The 17,824-nt window shown below is 45.9% G+C and carries 15 protein-coding genes; 4 read left to right on the top strand and 11 right to left on the bottom strand.

Annotated features, from left to right (window positions below):
- The first annotated feature begins 155 nt into the window (after positions 1-155).
- The 4 genes from AB6E30_RS11230 to crp all read left to right on the top strand — a co-directional run bounded on the left by AB6E30_RS11230 (position 156) and on the right by crp (position 3,275).
- A complete protein-coding gene (locus tag AB6E30_RS11230) occupies positions 156-1,148 on the top strand; it encodes a hydrolase (protein WP_019825349.1) in 993 nt (330 codons plus the stop codon).
- Between the two features lie 95 nt (positions 1,149-1,243).
- Positions 1,244-1,456, top strand: coding sequence for a YheU family protein (locus AB6E30_RS11225; protein ID WP_010435208.1), 213 nt, complete (start codon positions 1,244-1,246; stop codon positions 1,454-1,456).
- Between the two features lie 77 nt (positions 1,457-1,533).
- Entirely contained in the window at positions 1,534-2,403 is an 870-nt protein-coding gene (locus AB6E30_RS11220; protein WP_010435210.1) for a phosphoribulokinase, read from the top strand.
- A 239-nt stretch (positions 2,404-2,642) separates the two neighbouring features.
- Positions 2,643-3,275, top strand: a complete 633-nt coding sequence (gene crp, locus AB6E30_RS11215) for a cAMP-activated global transcriptional regulator CRP (protein ID WP_004729651.1) — start codon at positions 2,643-2,645, stop codon at positions 3,273-3,275.
- 182 nt (positions 3,276-3,457) lie between these two features.
- Here crp and AB6E30_RS11210 read toward each other — a convergent pair whose 3' ends face one another.
- The 11 genes from AB6E30_RS11210 to AB6E30_RS11160 all read right to left on the bottom strand — a co-directional run bounded on the left by AB6E30_RS11210 (position 3,458) and on the right by AB6E30_RS11160 (position 17,789).
- A complete protein-coding gene (locus AB6E30_RS11210) occupies positions 3,458-4,249 on the bottom strand; it encodes a DUF1338 domain-containing protein (protein ID WP_048659154.1) in 792 nt (263 codons plus the stop codon).
- A gap of 213 nt (positions 4,250-4,462) precedes the next feature.
- Positions 4,463-5,920, bottom strand: a complete 1,458-nt coding sequence (astD, locus tag AB6E30_RS11205) for a succinylglutamate-semialdehyde dehydrogenase (RefSeq protein ID WP_048662992.1) — start codon at positions 5,918-5,920, stop codon at positions 4,463-4,465.
- Between the two features lie 39 nt (positions 5,921-5,959).
- On the bottom strand, positions 5,960-6,979 hold the full coding sequence (gene astA, locus AB6E30_RS11200; protein WP_372103626.1) for an arginine N-succinyltransferase: 1,020 nt from the start codon (positions 6,977-6,979) through the stop codon (positions 5,960-5,962).
- Between the two features lie 107 nt (positions 6,980-7,086).
- Positions 7,087-8,298: an aspartate aminotransferase family protein gene (locus tag AB6E30_RS11195; RefSeq protein ID WP_008222315.1), complete on the bottom strand. Its 1,212-nt coding sequence runs from the start codon at positions 8,296-8,298 to the stop codon at positions 7,087-7,089.
- 464 nt (positions 8,299-8,762) lie between these two features.
- The gene (locus AB6E30_RS11190) at positions 8,763-9,341 is read right to left on the bottom strand and encodes an aminodeoxychorismate/anthranilate synthase component II (protein ID WP_010435229.1); all 579 of its coding nucleotides are present in this window, start codon (positions 9,339-9,341) and stop codon (positions 8,763-8,765) included.
- Between the two features lie 200 nt (positions 9,342-9,541).
- The gene (locus AB6E30_RS11185; protein WP_372103623.1) at positions 9,542-12,136 is read right to left on the bottom strand and encodes an ExeM/NucH family extracellular endonuclease; all 2,595 of its coding nucleotides are present in this window, start codon (positions 12,134-12,136) and stop codon (positions 9,542-9,544) included.
- Positions 12,137-12,521: 385 nt separating this feature from the next.
- Positions 12,522-13,538 (bottom strand): tryptophan--tRNA ligase, encoded by a 1,017-nt coding sequence (gene trpS / locus AB6E30_RS11180; protein ID WP_050632388.1) that lies wholly within the window; start codon positions 13,536-13,538, stop codon positions 12,522-12,524.
- A gap of 150 nt (positions 13,539-13,688) precedes the next feature.
- On the bottom strand, positions 13,689-14,375 hold the full coding sequence (locus AB6E30_RS11175) for a phosphoglycolate phosphatase (RefSeq protein WP_017061120.1): 687 nt from the start codon (positions 14,373-14,375) through the stop codon (positions 13,689-13,691).
- A 102-nt stretch (positions 14,376-14,477) separates the two neighbouring features.
- Positions 14,478-15,152, bottom strand: a complete 675-nt coding sequence (gene rpe / locus AB6E30_RS11170; protein ID WP_017068835.1) for a ribulose-phosphate 3-epimerase — start codon at positions 15,150-15,152, stop codon at positions 14,478-14,480.
- A gap of 201 nt (positions 15,153-15,353) precedes the next feature.
- Positions 15,354-16,202 (bottom strand): Dam family site-specific DNA-(adenine-N6)-methyltransferase, encoded by an 849-nt coding sequence (locus tag AB6E30_RS11165; protein ID WP_372103621.1) that lies wholly within the window; start codon positions 16,200-16,202, stop codon positions 15,354-15,356.
- A gap of 69 nt (positions 16,203-16,271) precedes the next feature.
- Positions 16,272-17,789 (bottom strand): SPOR domain-containing protein, encoded by a 1,518-nt coding sequence (locus AB6E30_RS11160; RefSeq protein ID WP_372103618.1) that lies wholly within the window; start codon positions 17,787-17,789, stop codon positions 16,272-16,274.
- Between the last annotated feature and the right edge of the window lie 35 nt (positions 17,790-17,824).

Below are 17,824 nucleotides of genomic sequence, written 5' to 3'. Positions count from 1 at the left end.
ATTCAAACGGTTACCCATAGTCTGTTTTTGTATCTCGTATAAGTGAAGCCTTGCGCTTATGCCGAGAATCAACCAAGCTCAAATAAAAACGTGGGCGTTTCGTTACAAACTCAACACGTTATCAAAACCCGTATAAAGAAGCATGGATCGTTTTTATGACAATATTTACCGCAGCTGCTGGTCTCTCTAATCCGCACTTACAAACCTTAGTGCCACGGTTTATTAGGAAGCAGGCGCTGTTTCATCCTCACTGGCAAACCTTAGAAACACCCGATGGTGACTTTCTTGATCTTGCTTGGAGCGAATCACCAGACGGTGACACCTCAAATAAAAATGATCGCAGTAGCAAGCCGATATTCGTTCTATTCCACGGTTTAGAAGGTAGCTTTGAGAGCCCTTATGCCAATGGATTAATGAATGCGTTTGCTAAAGATGGTTGGTTGTCCGTGATGATGCACTTCAGAGGCTGCAGCGGAAAACCCAATCGCCTGGCTCGCGCTTACCATTCAGGTGAAGTCGAAGATGCGCGCTTTTTTCTAAGACACCTGCACGCCCAGTTTCCGAATAACCCTAAGGTTGCGGTTGGCATATCTTTAGGTGGAAACATGCTGGCGAACTATTTGGCTGAGTACGCAGACGACCCATTGCTGTCGGCGGCGACCATCGTATCTGCTCCTTTTGACTTAGCGTGTTGCTCTAGTCGTATTGAGCGTGGTTTCTCCAAGCTCTATAAGAAGTACCTGCTCAACTCTCTAAAATCGAATGCGCTAAAAAAGGTTAACCTGCTGCAGGAAAAACTTGGCATCACCGCTGAAGCCATCAAGAACATCACCAAACTGTATGAGTTTGATGAACGAATCACTGCGCCTCTGCACGGCTTCAAAAATGCCCAAGATTATTATGCGCAATGTTCTGCTCTGCCTAAGCTCAATAAGATCAAACTACCGACTCAGATCATTCATGCCAAAGACGACCCTTTCATGACCGATGATGTGATCCCAAAATTTGTTCTGCCCGATAACATCGATTATCGACTGTTTCAAAAAGGCGGCCATGTTGGGTTTATTACTGGCAGTACACTCAAGCCAAGGTTTTGGTTAGAAGAAGCCTTGCCTGCCTACTATGAAAGTATCCAAGATTCGGCATAATGACCGAGCCTTAGTAAATAGAAGTAAAACAATACTAAGCACACGCATTTCTACATCAATAAACCTATTTATGAACATAAAAGAGAGAAGTATTTATGATCATCCCATGGCAAGACATTGCGCCAGAGACACTGGAAAACCTCATCAAAGAGTTCGTGCTGCGTGAAGGCACAGACTACGGCGACGTAGAGGTTTCACTGCAAAACAAGATTGATCAAGTGAAACATCAATTAGCTTCAGGAGAAGTCAGCATTGTGTTTTCTGAGCTCCATGAAACCGTTGATATTCAAGTCACAAAACGCTTCTAAGCTGCGCTCATAAAGGAGCCGTGTTATAGTGGTAAACGATTGCTAACAAGTAAGTTACTCAAAAGACAAGGGTTGTCATGTCCGCTAAACATCCAATTATTGCGGTGACGGGTTCATCTGGAGCCGGCACCACCACCACCTCAGAAGCCTTCCGTAAAATGTTCAATATGATGGACGTGAAGGCCGCTTGGGTTGAAGGGGATAGTTTCCATCGCTTCACTCGCCCAGAGATGGATGTCGAGATCCGTAAAGCGCGCGAGCAAGGTAAGCACATCAGCTACTTTGGTCCACAAGCCAACGACTTTGGTGCGCTAGAAGAGTTCTTCCGTAAATACGGTAACGAAGGTACAGGCAAGGTACGTAGCTACCTGCACACGTTCGATGAAGCCGTTCCTTACAATCAAATGCCAGGCACCTTTACGCCATGGCAAGAGATCCCAGAAAATTCAGATGTGATGTTTTACGAAGGCCTGCACGGCGGTGTGGTTGATGGCGATATCAATGTTTCTCAACACGTCGACTTGCTGATCGGCATGGTACCTATCGTCAACTTAGAATGGATCCAGAAATTCGTTCGCGACACACGCGATCGTGGTCATTCTCGTGAAGCAGTAATGGACTCGATTGTTCGCTCGATGGATGATTACCTTAACTACATTACTCCTCAGTTTTCGCGTACTCACATCAACTTTCAGCGTGTTCCAACCGTAGATACATCTAACCCTCTCAACGCTAAAGGGATCCCAAGTTTAGACGAAAGCTTCGTTGTTATACGTTTGCGCGGCATCAAAAACGTCGATTTCCCTTACCTTTTAGCTATGATTGATGGCTCATTTATGTCTCGCCACAACACGCTTGTGGTACCAGGAGGGAAGATGAGTTTTGCTATGGAGCTCATTGTAAGGCCGATCCTACAACAACTCATCGAAACCGGAAAAATTGGTTAACAGAGCACCATTCTGGTTGATTACTTTTCATACCGTGATCATGTGCACAATTTTGCGTAAAAAATCGTAGCTTGGTCACGATTAAAATCAAGAAATAGTACCTGAAAAAGGATACTATTCTTAAACGAAACACAAGATAGCTTGCAGCGCTCAACGAGTGCTCTTATCCTACAAGTCAATCCAGGCTTAGCTAAAATACGGAAAGCGGCAAGCATACCCTGCAGAGGAAGTGAGATATTATGGTTCTAGGTAAACCTCAAACCGATCCAACATTAGAGTGGTTCCTTTCACACTGTCATATTCATAAGTACCCATCAAAAAGTACTTTGATTCATGCTGGTGAAAAGGCAGAAACCTTGTACTACATTGTTAAAGGTTCTGTGGCAGTTCTTATCAAAGACGAAGAAGGTAAGGAAATGATTCTTTCTTACCTAAACCAAGGCGACTTCATCGGTGAGCTAGGCTTATTCGAAGAAGACCAAGAGCGTACAGCTTGGGTTCGTGCAAAATCTCCTTGTGAAGTAGCTGAAATTTCTTTCAAGAAATTCCGTCAACTTATCCAAGTGAACCCAGACATCCTAATGCGTCTATCAGCGCAAATGGCAAACCGTCTACAAGTAACTAGCCAAAAAGTTGGTGACTTAGCGTTCCTTGACGTAACTGGTCGTATCGCACAAACGCTACTAAACCTAGCAAAACAACCAGATGCAATGACTCACCCTGACGGCATGCAAATCAAGATCACTCGCCAAGAGATTGGCCAGATCGTTGGTTGTTCTCGTGAGACAGTTGGTCGTATCTTGAAGATGCTAGAAGAGCAGAACCTAATTTCTGCACACGGTAAAACTATCGTGGTATACGGCACTCGTTAATCTCGATTAACTGAGCCAAAAATTTGAAAGCCACCAAATGCAAATTTGGTGGCTTTTTTGTTTTCTAAAGATCTATAGAACAGATACGAGAAACGAGAAGAACTCACAAAATCCTGTTTGTAAACTTCCTCGAAGCGAAGCGTACTCGCATATCTAGGATAAGTCCGTTCTCGTAACTTTTATTAACCGTTGGTGCTCTCAAAGATCTTATCCGCCGATGCGGCCACAAAACCTGTGTAAAGCTCACCGTTGACCATCGCATAACGCTTAGCGAACTCATAGAAGCCGCCAGGAATCATCTCATTGCCTTCAACAAATGAAACTGGGACTTTGTCTGCCATTGTTGATGATTGCTCTAATAAGACCTCTGGAGAGCCTTTAACCTCACCGCCAGATGCGTTGATAGTAAAGCCAGACTCGCTCAGGTAGTCATTCACCGCCTGCACTTCATCAAAGTTATTCAGCTGGTTCACACTTACCGTAAAGTGGTTTGCACCATATCCATGAGCCGCTAGCCAAGATGCGTATTCGCTCTCTTTAGCTAGTACTTGGAAATCAGCGAAGCTCAAATCCCATTGGCGACCACCAAACAAGAACTCATGACCTTGAAGCTTGCTTGCATCAACCTGCTCAACTAACTTAGCAACGATCTGTTGTAATTCACTAGAACACTCTTCGACCTTCAATTCACTAATGAACACTTTTGGCTGCTTCGGGTCTGGGTGCTCGTAGTGTTTAGCCACTAGCTTCTTGCTCTCAAACAGGTAGTCGCCACACGCCTTGTAACCCAGTTCCAGGAAAGGCTTAGCTAGTGTTTCAATACCGAGAGGGGCAACATTAAAAGTACGCAGTGCAATATGGTCGTTGATCAGCGCTTCATCTTCTTTCAGCAAGTGATGTACTTTCTCAGCCGATGGACACAGCCTGTGAATGTAATCGTCCCATAGTGATTTAAAGAGTAGATCGGGCGTCATGGTGACTCCTTGTCAGAGGTTCTAGCAAGCTAGTAATTTGGATTAGAAAGGGAGAGGCTGAGACACAGAGTCAGCAGCCATCAGCCTGTGACATACTTGTTCTATTATTATCTACCGCCCAATCTAGGTGTCGGACGTGATGGAAAAGGGAAGCGATAACACCACTTCCCTGTTTCAAGCTTAACCAATGAGCCTAAGACTCATTAGCCTAAATTAAAGCTCAATACCTGGGCTAAACGATGCTGGTAGTTGAGTTTCGCCACCTTCCATTGAAGCCATAGGGTAAGCACAGTAGTCAGCTGCGTAGTAAGCACTTGGACGTAGGTTGCCTGAAGCACCCGGACCACCAAACGGTGCATCACCACTTGCGCCTGTTAGCTGACGGTTACGGTTAACAATACCCGCACGGATATGGTCAACGAAGTATTCCCATTCAGAATCGTCTGTTGATACAAGGCCTGCAGACAAACCAAAGCGTGTGTCGTTAGCTAACTCGACCGCTTGCTCTAGCGATTGGTAACGAACCACTTGCAGCAATGGACCGAAGTACTCTTCATCTGGCAGGTCAGCAATATTGGTTGCATCGATAATGCCCGGAGAAACAAACGCCGCTTGACCCGCTTTTGCTTCTACTAGGCTGACACCACCTAACGATTGCAGATTAGCTTGCGCGTCTAGAATAAATTTAGCTGCAGCTTCAGAGATCTGAGGGCCCATGAAAGGTGCAGGTTCAGCGAATGGCTGATCGACACGAATCTTTTGCGTAGCTGCGACCAGTTTATCTAGAAGCAGATCGCCCTTCTCGCCAACAGGCACATACAAGCGACGAGCACATGTACAACGCTGACCCGCACTGATGAACGCCGATTGGATGATAGTGTATACCGTTGCGTCTGCATCACCGTATTGGTCGCTGATCACCATAGGGTTGTTGCCGCCCATTTCTAGTGCCAGCATCTTGCCCGGTTGGCCCGCGAATTGACGATGCAGGATATGACCAGTATTCGCACTACCCGTAAATAGCACGCCATCAAGACCTTTAGCATCAGCCAGTGCGATACCTGTCTCTTTAGCGCCTTGCACTAGGTTGATTACGCCAGCAGGAAGACCCGCTTCTTGCCATAGCTTCATTGCGAATTCACCCGTCCAAGGTGTCTGCTCTGAAGGCTTGAATACTACGGTGTTGCCCGATAGCAGAGCTGGAACAATATGACCGTTAGGTAGGTGACCTGGGAAGTTGTAAGGGCCAAATACAGCCATAACACCTAATGGACGATGACGCAGTACGATTTGGTTACCTGCCGCTTCACGCGAAGCTTCACCAGTACGCTCGTGGTATGCACGAATAGAGATAGCGATCTTGCCCGCCATCGCGCCCGCTTCAGTGCGAGTTTCCCAAATCGGTTTACCCGTCTCTTTTGCAATAATCTGTGCAATCTCTTCGCTGTTCTCTTTTACCTTCTCAGCAAAGTTCAACACGATCGCTTCACGCTCTGCAAAGCTCAATTTTTTCCAAACCAAGAAGGCTTCACGAGCTGCTGCTACTGCAGATTCAACCTGCGCTGGTGTTGCGCTATCACCCTGCCACACTACTTCATTGTTGTATGGGCTTACTGATGTCATGGCGTCACCTTGACCTGCCACCCACTGTCCTGCTATCCACTGAGTCATACTTCTATCCTTAAAATCTTCGACAGATAATCGCCGCTCTTACTGAGCCAACATGCGAACAAATTCGCCTTCTTTTACTTCAAGAGCGCTTGCTACTTCAGATGATAAAATCACTGTGTCGCTTGCTTGGTCATACGCACCTTTCGCGGCTACTGCGCGGAAGTTCTCAAACGAGGTATTACCAATTAGGAAGTCTTTAGAGCTAGAGTGCTCTGCAATTTGAACCTGTGCTCGAATTGAGTGACGCACAGATTCGATGTTTCTTAGATCACACTCAACCGTTGGGCCTGCATCAAAGATGTCGACATAACCACGGTTGGTGAAACCTTCACGTTCCAGCAACTTAAGTGCAGGGCGCGTATTGTCATGTACCTCTCCGATCACCGCTTGAGCTTCTTTGCTCAGTAGGTTCACGTAGATAGGTAGCTTAGGCATTAGGTCAGCAATGAAGCCTTTCTTACCAATACCGGTTAGGTAATCGGCAAGCGTGAAGTCAATCGAGAAGAAATGTTCTTGCAGCCATTGCCAGAAAGGAGAATTGCCTTCCGCATCTGATACACCACGCATCTCAGCAAAGATCGTTTTTGAGAAACGCTCTGGGTGCTCAGCCATCAGTAGGAAACGACACTTAGACATCAGTCGACCGTTTAAGCCTTTGCGGTAATCAGGACGTAAGAACAGCGTACAAATCTCGCTGCACCCTGTGTAGTTGTTACCGAAAGTCAGCAGCTTCACCACGTTATTCACGCCAAGCTTTTGCGATGAGTGAACCACTTTACTGATGTGGTAAGAGTAAAACGGAACGTCCCAACCAATTGAAGCTTCAATGCCTGTGGTACCAGCAACTTCACCGGTTTCTGTGTCGAAGCCAACCATTAGGTAGCCTTCGTCACCAGGTTCAGTCACGTCTTGTTTGGCAAAGCTGTATTCAGAGTGAGTAATACGGTTAGTTAACAGTTCTTCGTTAACCGGAAGAGATGTGAATCCGTGTCCTGACTCAACGGCGCAGGTATGCAGCGCATCGTAATCAGATAGTTTTATTGGGCGAACAACTAGCATCAATATTCCCTCCAGATGCAAAATAGGCCCAAAACCAGAAGCTTGGGCCTTTAGCAGTACGTCATGAGATCGCTCTAATGGCGATCATTCCTATGACGCCGCTCAGGCTAAACTAGCGTAGCGATTGCTTTGTCTAGTTTTGATAAACCTTCTTCAATTTCTTGTTTAGTGATAACCAGTGATGGAGTAAAACGAACCACGTTTGCACCCGCAACCAGTACCATTAGGCCTTGCTCGCCTGCTGCTACTAATACGTCACGCGCACGCCCTTGCCATTCGTCATTCAGTGCAGCACCTAACAATAGGCCTTTACCACGAATCTCACTGAAAATTTGGTATTTGTCGTTAATCTTAGTTAGACCATCACGGAATAGCGCTTCACGCTCTTTTACGCCTTCTAGAGTCTCAGGTTGGCTAACTACGTCAACCACTGCTTCAGCTACCGCACACGCCAGTGGGTTACCACCGTATGTAGAACCGTGCGTACCAACCTTAAGGTGTGTAGCCAGTTCAGACGTCGTCAGCATTGCGCCGATAGGGAAACCGCCACCTAGAGACTTCGCTGTGCTTAGAATGTCTGGCGTCACGCCCAGACCTTGGTAAGCATAGAAGTTACCAGTACGACCATTACCTGTTTGTACTTCATCAAAAATCAACAATGCATTGTGCTTGTCACACAGTTCACGAACCGTATTCACGAACTCAGCCGTTGGAGAGATGATACCGCCCTCGCCTTGCAGAGGTTCCATCATGATGGCACAAGTGCGATCAGAGATATGCGCTTCTAGAGCGGCAATATCGTTGTAAGGTAGGTGAGTTACATCGCCAGGTTTTGGACCGAAGCCATCTGAGTAAGCTTCTTGACCACCAACGGTTACAGTAAAGAAAGTACGACCGTGGAAACCTTGTTTGAATGCAATGATTTCAGATTTCTCAGGACCGTGAACATCCGCAGCCCAACGACGAGCTAGCTTAAGTGCTGCTTCGTTCGCTTCTGCACCAGAGTTCGCAAAGAATACTTTTTCTGCAAAACATACGTCAGTTAGCTTCTTCGCTAGACGCAGTGCAGGTTCGTTAGTCATTACATTACTTAGGTGCCAAATCTTGTTTGCTTGCTCGGTAACAGCATTAACCATTGCTGGGTGACAGTGACCCAAACAGCTCACAGCGATACCACCAGCAAAGTCGATATACTCTCGGCCTTGTTGGTCCCAAACGCGTGCGCCTTCCCCTTTTACTGGGATCATTTCCATTGGGTTATAACAAGGCACCATCACCTCATTAAAAAGACTACGTTCTACATTATTTTCCACTGTCATCGTACATTCCTTCTCGATACCGCAAGCTTCGCAAATAAGCGTAATGGTTCATAAGTGAGATAAAGATATTTTGTCCCGCCATAATCCCGCCGCAGCATTATATTTACATTTAATTAACCTTTTCAATAGTAGATTATTCTTTAGCCATCCCTAACAACCAGCTAAACGTCACTACCTATGACTATTTATGCATCAAACAATCTGTTTTATGAAGCTTTTTTTAACTAAACGTCTATCCATCAACAGCAAAGCCTTACTGGTACAGCGGTATAAGGGGTTCGAGAGGAAATAAGGCGAATAATATTGCATAGACTAAAAACTTAGCCTGAAGAGGGAGAAATGTTATAAAAAGTGATCGGCGTCAGAGGGATGAAGACGCGGCGCGCCCGAATTAAAACGCTTAACGAACGAGGTAATACGTTTAACTGGCTTATTTGAACGAATGAAAAGCCAAATTTAAACACTCAACGCGCTAAGAAGTTAGCAAGAAGCTGGTGTCCTTGCTCTGTTTTAATCGATTCAGGGTGAAATTGGACGGCATCAATCGGCAAGGTTTTGTGTTGATAACCCATGATCTCATCCATACTGCCATCTTCAAATTCTGTCCAAGAAGTGAGTTCAAAGCAGTCAGGGAGCGTACCATTTTTCACCACTAAAGAGTGGTAACGAGTCACAGTCAGAGGATTATTGAGACCTTGAAAAACGCTCTTACCATTATGACGGATCGGAGAGGTTTTACCATGCATCACTTGTCTGGCTCTCACCACTTCACCACCAAAGACTTGAGCAATGGCTTGATGACCAAGACACACACCTAAGATCGGCAACTTACCCACGAAGTGCTCAATGACTTGCAGAGAGATTCCCGCATCATTCGGCGTACAAGGACCCGGAGAGATAACAAGATGGCTAGGGTTCAGCGATTCTATACCCGCAATATCAATCTCATCGTTGCGAACAACTTTCACAGTGACCCCTAACTCACAGAAATACTGATACAAGTTATAGGTAAAAGAGTCGTAGTTATCGATGATAAGTAACATGGGTCGAAATCGTTTGCTAAATACTAAATGATTGAGAGATATAGGGGCGGTATTGTGCAATACCCATGGCGAAAGGCAAGTGGAAACTGCATTTCGCCAATAATTAAGGCCAACCTAAGTTGACCTTAATTGTTTACAGATAGCCCTAAGTTATCTGAATTGGCTTACTTGTATGGCAAGCCAATCTATTTGTGATTGAGCTACTTACGACGACGCCACATTGCTAAGCCAAATAGTGACATAAGAGCACCGAAGCCAAATGAACCGCCTACTCTTAGCTCAAGAACGGCAGGATCATGATCCGATGAACGGAAGTGATCTTGGTACTTAGGTAGGTCACCTTTGTACTCTTCGTTGTAGTCAAACAACGTCGACTCACCACCATTGATGTGCCAATCGGTAGCATCGACAACCCTATCTTTCAGGCTTTCGCTGATCAGCAGGTGGTCTAGAGCGCCAACTTCATCATTGTATGAGTAGCTCCAGCTGTCTGGGTGCTTTTGAGCCACAGCATTGATATAACCGTAGTTCTTCGTAATCACCGCACCGCTATCACCAAACTGCTCAACACCATCAATGTAGGTATTACGAGCTGCTTTGATCTGCTTGCCGTATTTCTCTTCCGAGTAATCGGTTAGCACCAGCATTGGATCTTCCATGCCGTACGAGTTCATATCACCCAGGATCACTTTGTGACCTTTGATGCCATCGAGCGCTTCACCTAATGCAACCGCCGCAGCAACACGGAAGTTCTCACATGAACCTTGCTTATCGGCATCAACGCCGCCTTGGCCGCCCTGCTCAATCGGAGCAGCATCTTCCCAACACTTAGAGCCTTTCGATTTAAAGTGGTTGATCGCTACGGTGAGTTTCTCTTTGGTGCCTTTAACTTTAAAGGTTGGCGCCAATGAGTCACGTTGGTAGTTCTTACCGTCTTCAATCACCTTGCCTGAATCGTCTAACACCTCTGGTGCTTGTTGGCTTGGCATCGCGATAACACGGCTGTCTTTAAGCTTAACCACCTTCTTACGGTAGATAACACCCGTTGTGATAACGTCAGTACCAATAGAGTCCATCTCGTCGGTTACGCCGTCTTCGTTCGAGTCGACAGCCACAAAGGTATAACGGTCTTTCTTACGCTCAATGCGATCATTCAGTTGGTTTACAAGTTGCTGAATGGCAGAGCCTTCACCAAAGCCATTGTTCTCAATTTCCATCAAGCCAATGATGTCTGCATCTAAGCGAAGAATCGCGTTCACAATCTTCTCTTGCTGCATCTCAAACTCAGTGATGGTGTTCGCGCCACGGTTATTGCCGTGCTGATTCGCGTCGCCACCAAATGGAGAGTTGAAATAGTTCAATACGTTGAAGGTCGCAATACGTAGGTCGCCTTCATCCATGTCTGGTTTGTCGGTACGCGGATCGTTACGCACATAGTTTTCAGCCGAGATCTGGTTAGTCGCAATTAAACGGTACTCACCGTAGCTGTAAGTCAGCACGCCTTCTAGGCCAACAATGGTGTCATCAATGCGGATGTAATCTTCTGTTGAACCATCTTGGTCGATATCAGTGCGGCCAAAATCTGGGTAGAAAGGGACTTGTCCATCAGCCGCTTTTTGATCGGTTTCAACGAACAGACGGCGGTCTGCGTTGTCTTCAGTTTGCTGCTTCGCTTCGTCAGATCCCGCGGCGAAAAGCTGGTTCGGCTGCATGTTAATACGCTCATGCGCCAGTACCATGTTGTTACGACGACCTGCGTAGTCATAACCAAAGGTACGCGTCACACGCATATCAAGCGCTTCGGTTGTTTTCACCAACATGCCTTCGTAGCGTTCAAGCGTTGCAGCGAAGTTCTCGTCACTGTCTAGCACTTCTATCGCCGTCGCTTCAGGTGCCTGCTGCTCGCCCTGTTTTAGCCATTGGTTGTTTTCTACTTTCAGCTGAGTGTGGCTGTAGTATTCTTGAACCTTGCCTTTCACACACACTACATCACCGGCTACTAGCTCTGAGCTCGACTGGTTGGTATGAATAAATAGACCCTCAGAAGTGCTTGAGTTGAAATCATCCTCAAGTGCTTGCAGGTAGAAGCCTTTAGTTAGGCCTGTTGTTACCGCACTTACCACACCTTTTACGAAATATTCATCGTCGGTGATGTACGGGTAGCCATCGATGAATGGCGATGTAGCGCCCTCACCTTGGATTTCTTGAATGGTGGTGAATACTGGGTCAGAGCCATCTTGTGTACAAGCGAAGGCTTCTGGCAGTTCAACGCTGTCTAGTGAACCTAGGCCTTCAATGCTGTCTTTTGGTAGCGATACCCATTGTGAAGCATCAAACGTCGCAGAAGGTGTTTGTGTCGCACGAACCAAAGTAACATCTTTGCCCCAGTCCACATCGCCCATCAAACCAACAACATCATGTACCGAGCCGTCTGAATTCAAGATAGCCAGCGGGTCGTCACCATTATGATTGGCGATAGAGGCATTAATGATGTCAGCTTGAGCTTTAATCTCATCACTCGCACTAGAATGTGCGACCACGAGTACTTCACCGGGTGCTAAAACGTGTCCATCTAAAGGTAAAGTGGCACCCCATGATCCGTTGCCATTGGCAGATTTCGCCAATGAGTAACCATCTAAACTAATGCTGCTATCGCCACTATTGGCAATCTCAACCGCTTTGTTATAGCTGCCGCCTTCCACATATTGTGAAATAAACAAATCAGCGTGTGCGCTTGTAGTTAACAAGCTACCAATTGCCACTGCTAGCAATGAAGGTTTGTGTAAAAGAGCCATCCGTTTCACCTGAGTTCATCGAGTTATAGTCACTGCCATCTATGGGCAGTCATGTATTTTGTGGTAACTATCAGGTTTATTTATGAAAGGAATAAGTCAGTTGGCAAGAAAATGAGGAACTTATCACTTTGGAATCATCAATTGTTTGGCACGTTATATATTTCCAACATATATAGAAACGAGTGTGATTTTATAAAGCTTGAGGGTACCAAATAAGATCATCTGCACAGCATTACAGCGATGGATATGCTAGCTAAATACTGGGTAAATTATCAATTCAAACAAGGGGGTTTCGAGGAAGGCAAATGGAATGGGCATGAAAAAGCCCAAAGTAAACAACAGCTACTTTGGGCTCAAATTCTCAAGCGAGTTGTGTTAGTTCACCCTATGGGCGAGTAACAAAACCTACTGCTTCGTATGCTTTTTTCAGTGTCACTGCAGCACGTTCAGAGGCTTTTTCAGCACCGGCTTTCATTACTGCGTCCATGTAAGCACGGTCAGCACGGATACGGTGATATTCAGCTTGAATCGGCTCAAGCATCTCAACCAATGCTGCGCCTACGTCTTTCTTGAACGGACCGTACATTTCAACGCCTTGGTACTGCGCTTCGATCTCTTCGAACGTTTTACCCGTCGCTGCCGAGTACAGACCCATTAGGTTAGAGATACCCGCTTTGTTTTCCCAATCGTGAGCAATGCGTGGTGGTGTTTCTGCATCCGTTTGCGCTTTGTTGATCTTCTTGAGGATCGACTTAGGCTCTTCTAGCAGAGTAATCACGTTCTTACGGTTGTCGTCCGATTTAGACATCTTCTTCGTCGCATCTTGCAGGCTCATTACACGTGCATTCACTGTAGGAATGTAAGGTTCTGGTACTTGGAAGATTGGCGTTTCAGGACCGTAGATGTTGTTGAAGCGAGTTGCGATATCACGCGCTAGCTCTAGGTGTTGTTTCTGGTCGCTACCTACAGGTACTTGGTGAGCACCGTAAAGCAGGATGTCTGCAGCCATCAACACTGGGTAGTCGTATAGGCCTACGTTTACGTCGTTTGAGTGACGTGCAGACTTATCTTTAAACTGAGTCATACGGCTCAGTTCACCCATTTGCGTGTAACAGTTAAGAAGCCAACCAAGTTGAGCATGCTCTGGTACGTGTGACTGAACAAATAGCGTGCTCTTCTTTGGATCAACACCGACAGCAAGACAGATTGCTAGTGCGTCTAGAGTCGCTTCATGCAGTGCTTTCGGGTCTTGGCGAACCGTAATTGCGTGAAGGTCTACAACACAGTATTGGCAATCGTAATCATCTTGCATCTGTTGCCATTGACGTAGAGCACCCAAGTAGTTACCGATACTTAGTTCACCAGATGGTTGAACACCACTCAATACGATGGGCTTGCTCATGGTTTTAATTCCTTTGCTTATTCGCTAAGTTTATTGAACGCTTAGCTTCTTAACTTAAATATAGAAAAGCCGCACAGCTCTTCTGTACGGCTCATCCAGTGTACTCATTGATAAGTATTTTGCTAGTAGGTTAGCTAACTTTTGTCCGCTTTATGCTGAAACTAGAACGACATCTAGTAATTGCGCGACGTTATCCGCGACATAGTCAGGGTTTGATGCTGAAATCGGCTCGCCGTGGTTATAACCGTAAGTCAGGCCAAACGAGTGACAGCCTGCATTCTTAGCCGCTTTAATATCGTTGCTTGAATCGCCAACCATCAGCATCTCTTCCGCTTTAACATTGTGCTTTTCTAGCAACCAGTTCAGCGCGACTGGGTTCGGTTTTTTCTCTGGGAAAGAGTCGCCACCCAACACATCAACAAAGTACTTATCAATACCGTGTTGCGCCAGAACGTCTGGTACAAACTTTGATGGCTTGTTGGTGACCAGCGCCATAGTGAAGCCAGCTTTATCCAGCTCAGCCAGCGTCTCTTTAACCGATGGGTAAAGGTGACTCAGCTTGTGACCGCCCTGCTCATAGAAATCATCAAACAGGATGCGTGCTTTTTTTAGTAGCTCTGGCTCTAGGCTTGGGTCAACCGTCAGGTTACGGCTGAGTGAACGTCCGATAAGAACATCAGCACCATTACCTACGTAGTCGCGAACTTGTTCTTCGCTCACTGAAGGGAAGCCCAACTCCTGACAAGCTTGGTCAGCAGCAACGGCCAAATCAGGCACGCTGTCTAACAAGGTTCCATCCAAATCAAAGGCGATCAGTTTTATTGAGCTTAATGACATCTTACTTTCCTATTTATTATGTTCGTCTTATGAGTTGAGCTATAAGACGTAAAAAAGGGGCAAATTAGCCCCTTAACATTCAATCTATCTGTAGTTTTACGATTATGCGTTTACTTTTGCAAGCTCTGCACGCATCTCATCAATCACTTCTTTGTAATCTGGTTGATTGAAGATAGCTGAACCCGCAACGAACATATCTGCGCCCGCTTCTGCGATTTCACGGATGTTATCAACCTTCACGCCGCCATCAATCTCTAGGCGAATGTCACGGCCTGACTCATCAATCAGCTTACGAACAGCACGCAGTTTATCTAGCGTATGAGGAATGAAAGATTGACCACCGAAGCCTGGGTTCACAGACATCAGTAGAATCATGTCTACTTTGTCCATGATGTAATCTAGGCAAGAAAGCGGCGTTGCAGGGTTAAGAACCACACCCGCTTTACAGCCGTGCTCTTTGATTAGCTGCAGAGTGCGATCGATGTGCTCTGATGCTTCAACGTGGAAGGTAATCATTGATGCGCCGGCTTTAGCAAACTCAGGCACGATACTGTCTACTGGCTTAACCATAAGGTGAACATCGATAGGAGCCGTAATACCGTAGTCGCGCAGCGCTTTACAAATAGGCGCGCCAAAAGTCAGGTTAGGTACGTAGTGGTTGTCCATCACATCGAAGTGCACAACATCAGCACCAGCTGCGAGTACTTTTTCTACGTCTTCACCAAGACGAGCAAAATCTGCAGACAAAATCGATGGAGCGATTAGAAAATCTTTCATACCAAACCTCTTAAGAGTGAGTAAATTGCGAATATCACCGCCTTGGTGACATCTCATACACAAATACAAGACTCAATCCCAAGACTATTTGGTGTGCAATTCTACCTAAGCACCTAAGCAGATCCTAGCAGTTCGAAGGATTAGTTTAAGAAAGTATCCGTTGGTCACTCAATTTAATGAGTTTGGCGGATATTCTGACCATTACTGTTCCGTTGATGCGTGCTGCTGGTTTTTCTCTTTATGGAAAAGCGCCAATAGCTCATCAACTTTATTACGGCCAGCGCCATTGCGGCTGATGGTACGTTTCACCTTAACCACGTTCAACTCCGCACCATGATATAAGCGACGAGTTAATGTCGTATCGTGGTTTGAAATCAAAACAGGAATACCGCGTTCCATCGCTGCTTTTTCAGCAACATCCGCCAGTGCAGCTTGGTCATCTAAGCTAAAGCCATTACCTGCATAAGAGGTAAAGTTAGCCGTGTTCGACAATGGTGCGTATGGAGGATCGCAGTAAACCACACAGCCTTTGCGCGCGCGGCTAAAGGTTTCATGGTATCCCTCACAGACGAAGGTGGCCTTTTTCGCTTTCTCGGCAAAAAACTCTAGCTCAGCTTCTGGGAAGTAAGGTTTTTTATAAGAACCAAATGGAACGTTAAAACCGCCCTTCTTGTTGTAACGACATAGGCCATTGAAGCCAAATCGGTTCATATACAAGAAAGCCAATGAACGATACATGACGTTATCTGTACCATTGAACTCAGCGCGAATATCTAAGAAGGCTTCTTTACGGTTGTTCTCAGGACAGAACCAGCGCTTCGCTTCCGTGATATAAGTTTCAGGATCGGTTTTAAGCAGGTTGTACAGGTTGATAAGATCGGGATTGATATCTGCAAGCAGGTACTGTTCAAAGTCAGTATTCAGAAATACTGAGCCGGCACCGACAAACGGTTCTACCAATTTACGAGCAGGTGGCAGGTGACGTTGGATGTCTTCAACTAGGCCATATTTACCACCAGCCCATTTTAGAAAGGCACGCTGCTTTTTCATTTACTGCTCTATCTATCAACTCAAAAATAAGGCTGCGGAATGTAACATATTTTGAGGCTAAGCTCAGGGTTATTTCGCACGTTCTATCTCTCGATGCACTTGATTCATCGATTTTGCCCAAGGTTCCAACTGTTGAAGGGGTTTTGATAACGCACTTACCGCGTCTCTCGCCACTTGAATCGTTGGGTAATCTTGATAAGTGATAATAAACCACTTGGTGTCGTTGCGAAGTGTTGGGTAAATACGAACCTTGTTCTCAAGGTCATACTCTTCAATGAAAGACTGTACGTCGTCCAATGAGGTCATCGCACTCAACTGCAAAGTATAAGCTCGCGGAGAGATAGCTTGTAACTCTTCACGAGCAAATGAGAAGGTAATCTTTTTAGTCGGCGGTGTTGAATCAGTTAGATCTGATTCTTCATCAACTGTTGGTTGTGGTTCGGCTTGTGCTGCATCAGGTTGCGCGCTAGCCGCTGCCTCTGTATTTTCCTCAACAGCCGCATCAATCGCGCTGGTATCGGCACTTTCAGGCTTATCATCAAGCAGAGCATCAACCACGTCAGAGGTGATCACAACGCGTTGCTGATCTTGTTCCACTTCCCCAACACTCGCGGTATCTTCAACGACAGTTGGCGGCAAAGATGAGCTATCGTCGTCAGCGCCTTGGTAACTCATGTCAGCTTCGGTTTCAGAATCTACCATTCCGTCGATACCAGCTTGCTCGGTACCACTTTCCACTTCAAAAGTTGGGATAGCTGTCTGTTCAATCGGTGCGATAAGCGACTGCGCTTTATCGTCTGGTGTTGGCTGACTGAACATCCACCAATAGCCGCCACCAATTAAAACCAACAACAAGGCCACCACAATCGCGATATTGATCGGTGAGCCAATAATTGAGCGAATAATAATCCTTTTTTCCACTTTCAATTCTCCTAAAGCCATTAACTCACCGGGCAGAGGTTGCGCTTTACTAAACGCACGTCGCACGCGAGTTTCAGACTCATCATCAACATATCGAATCACCAGTGATTCAAAGAAATGTTCAGCTTCTGGTTGCGAAAGGTCATCGATCTCGAGATCGATAGGCTTGTGTTGTTGACCGTAACTCAAACGCGTTAATAACGTATCTAAGTGGCCAGGTTCCGAGAAGAGAACGATATTGATCGTCCATTGAGGGTTTGATTGAGCTTCCAGTACCAACATCCATAATTCGGATACCAATAGCTCAGAAAGTCGTTGGGCATCATCAACGACGATAACCACATTACACGGCTCTCCATCCAGTAACCTAGTCAGGCTATCTGATAAAGAATCATGTTGATTAAACAGGGGATCAGAAACAATTTGGCTAAGAATAAGCGCGCGGCGTTGTTGATCGTCTTGGCTTGGATGACAAAGCAGTAAACACTGATTTTTTTCAGTCGACCACGCTTCCAGATAACGCTGAGCTAACCAAGAACGGCCCGAGCCAGTTTTACCAGCCATCGTGACTAGGTTGGAACCAAAGTTAGTCAAAAGCTGTAAGCGCTCTAGCAGCTCAACTTGAGATTCTAACTCTAATACTCTTAATTCATGAGCCAAACTCATTGGGGATCCCTACTGATAAGATCGATCAGTAAAAC

The sequence above is a fragment of the Vibrio sp. 10N.247.311.12 genome, assembly GCF_041467515.1.
Classification (GTDB): Bacteria; Pseudomonadota; Gammaproteobacteria; order Enterobacterales; family Vibrionaceae; genus Vibrio; species Vibrio crassostreae_C.
This window is presented reverse-complemented; position numbering and strand designations above follow the sequence as displayed.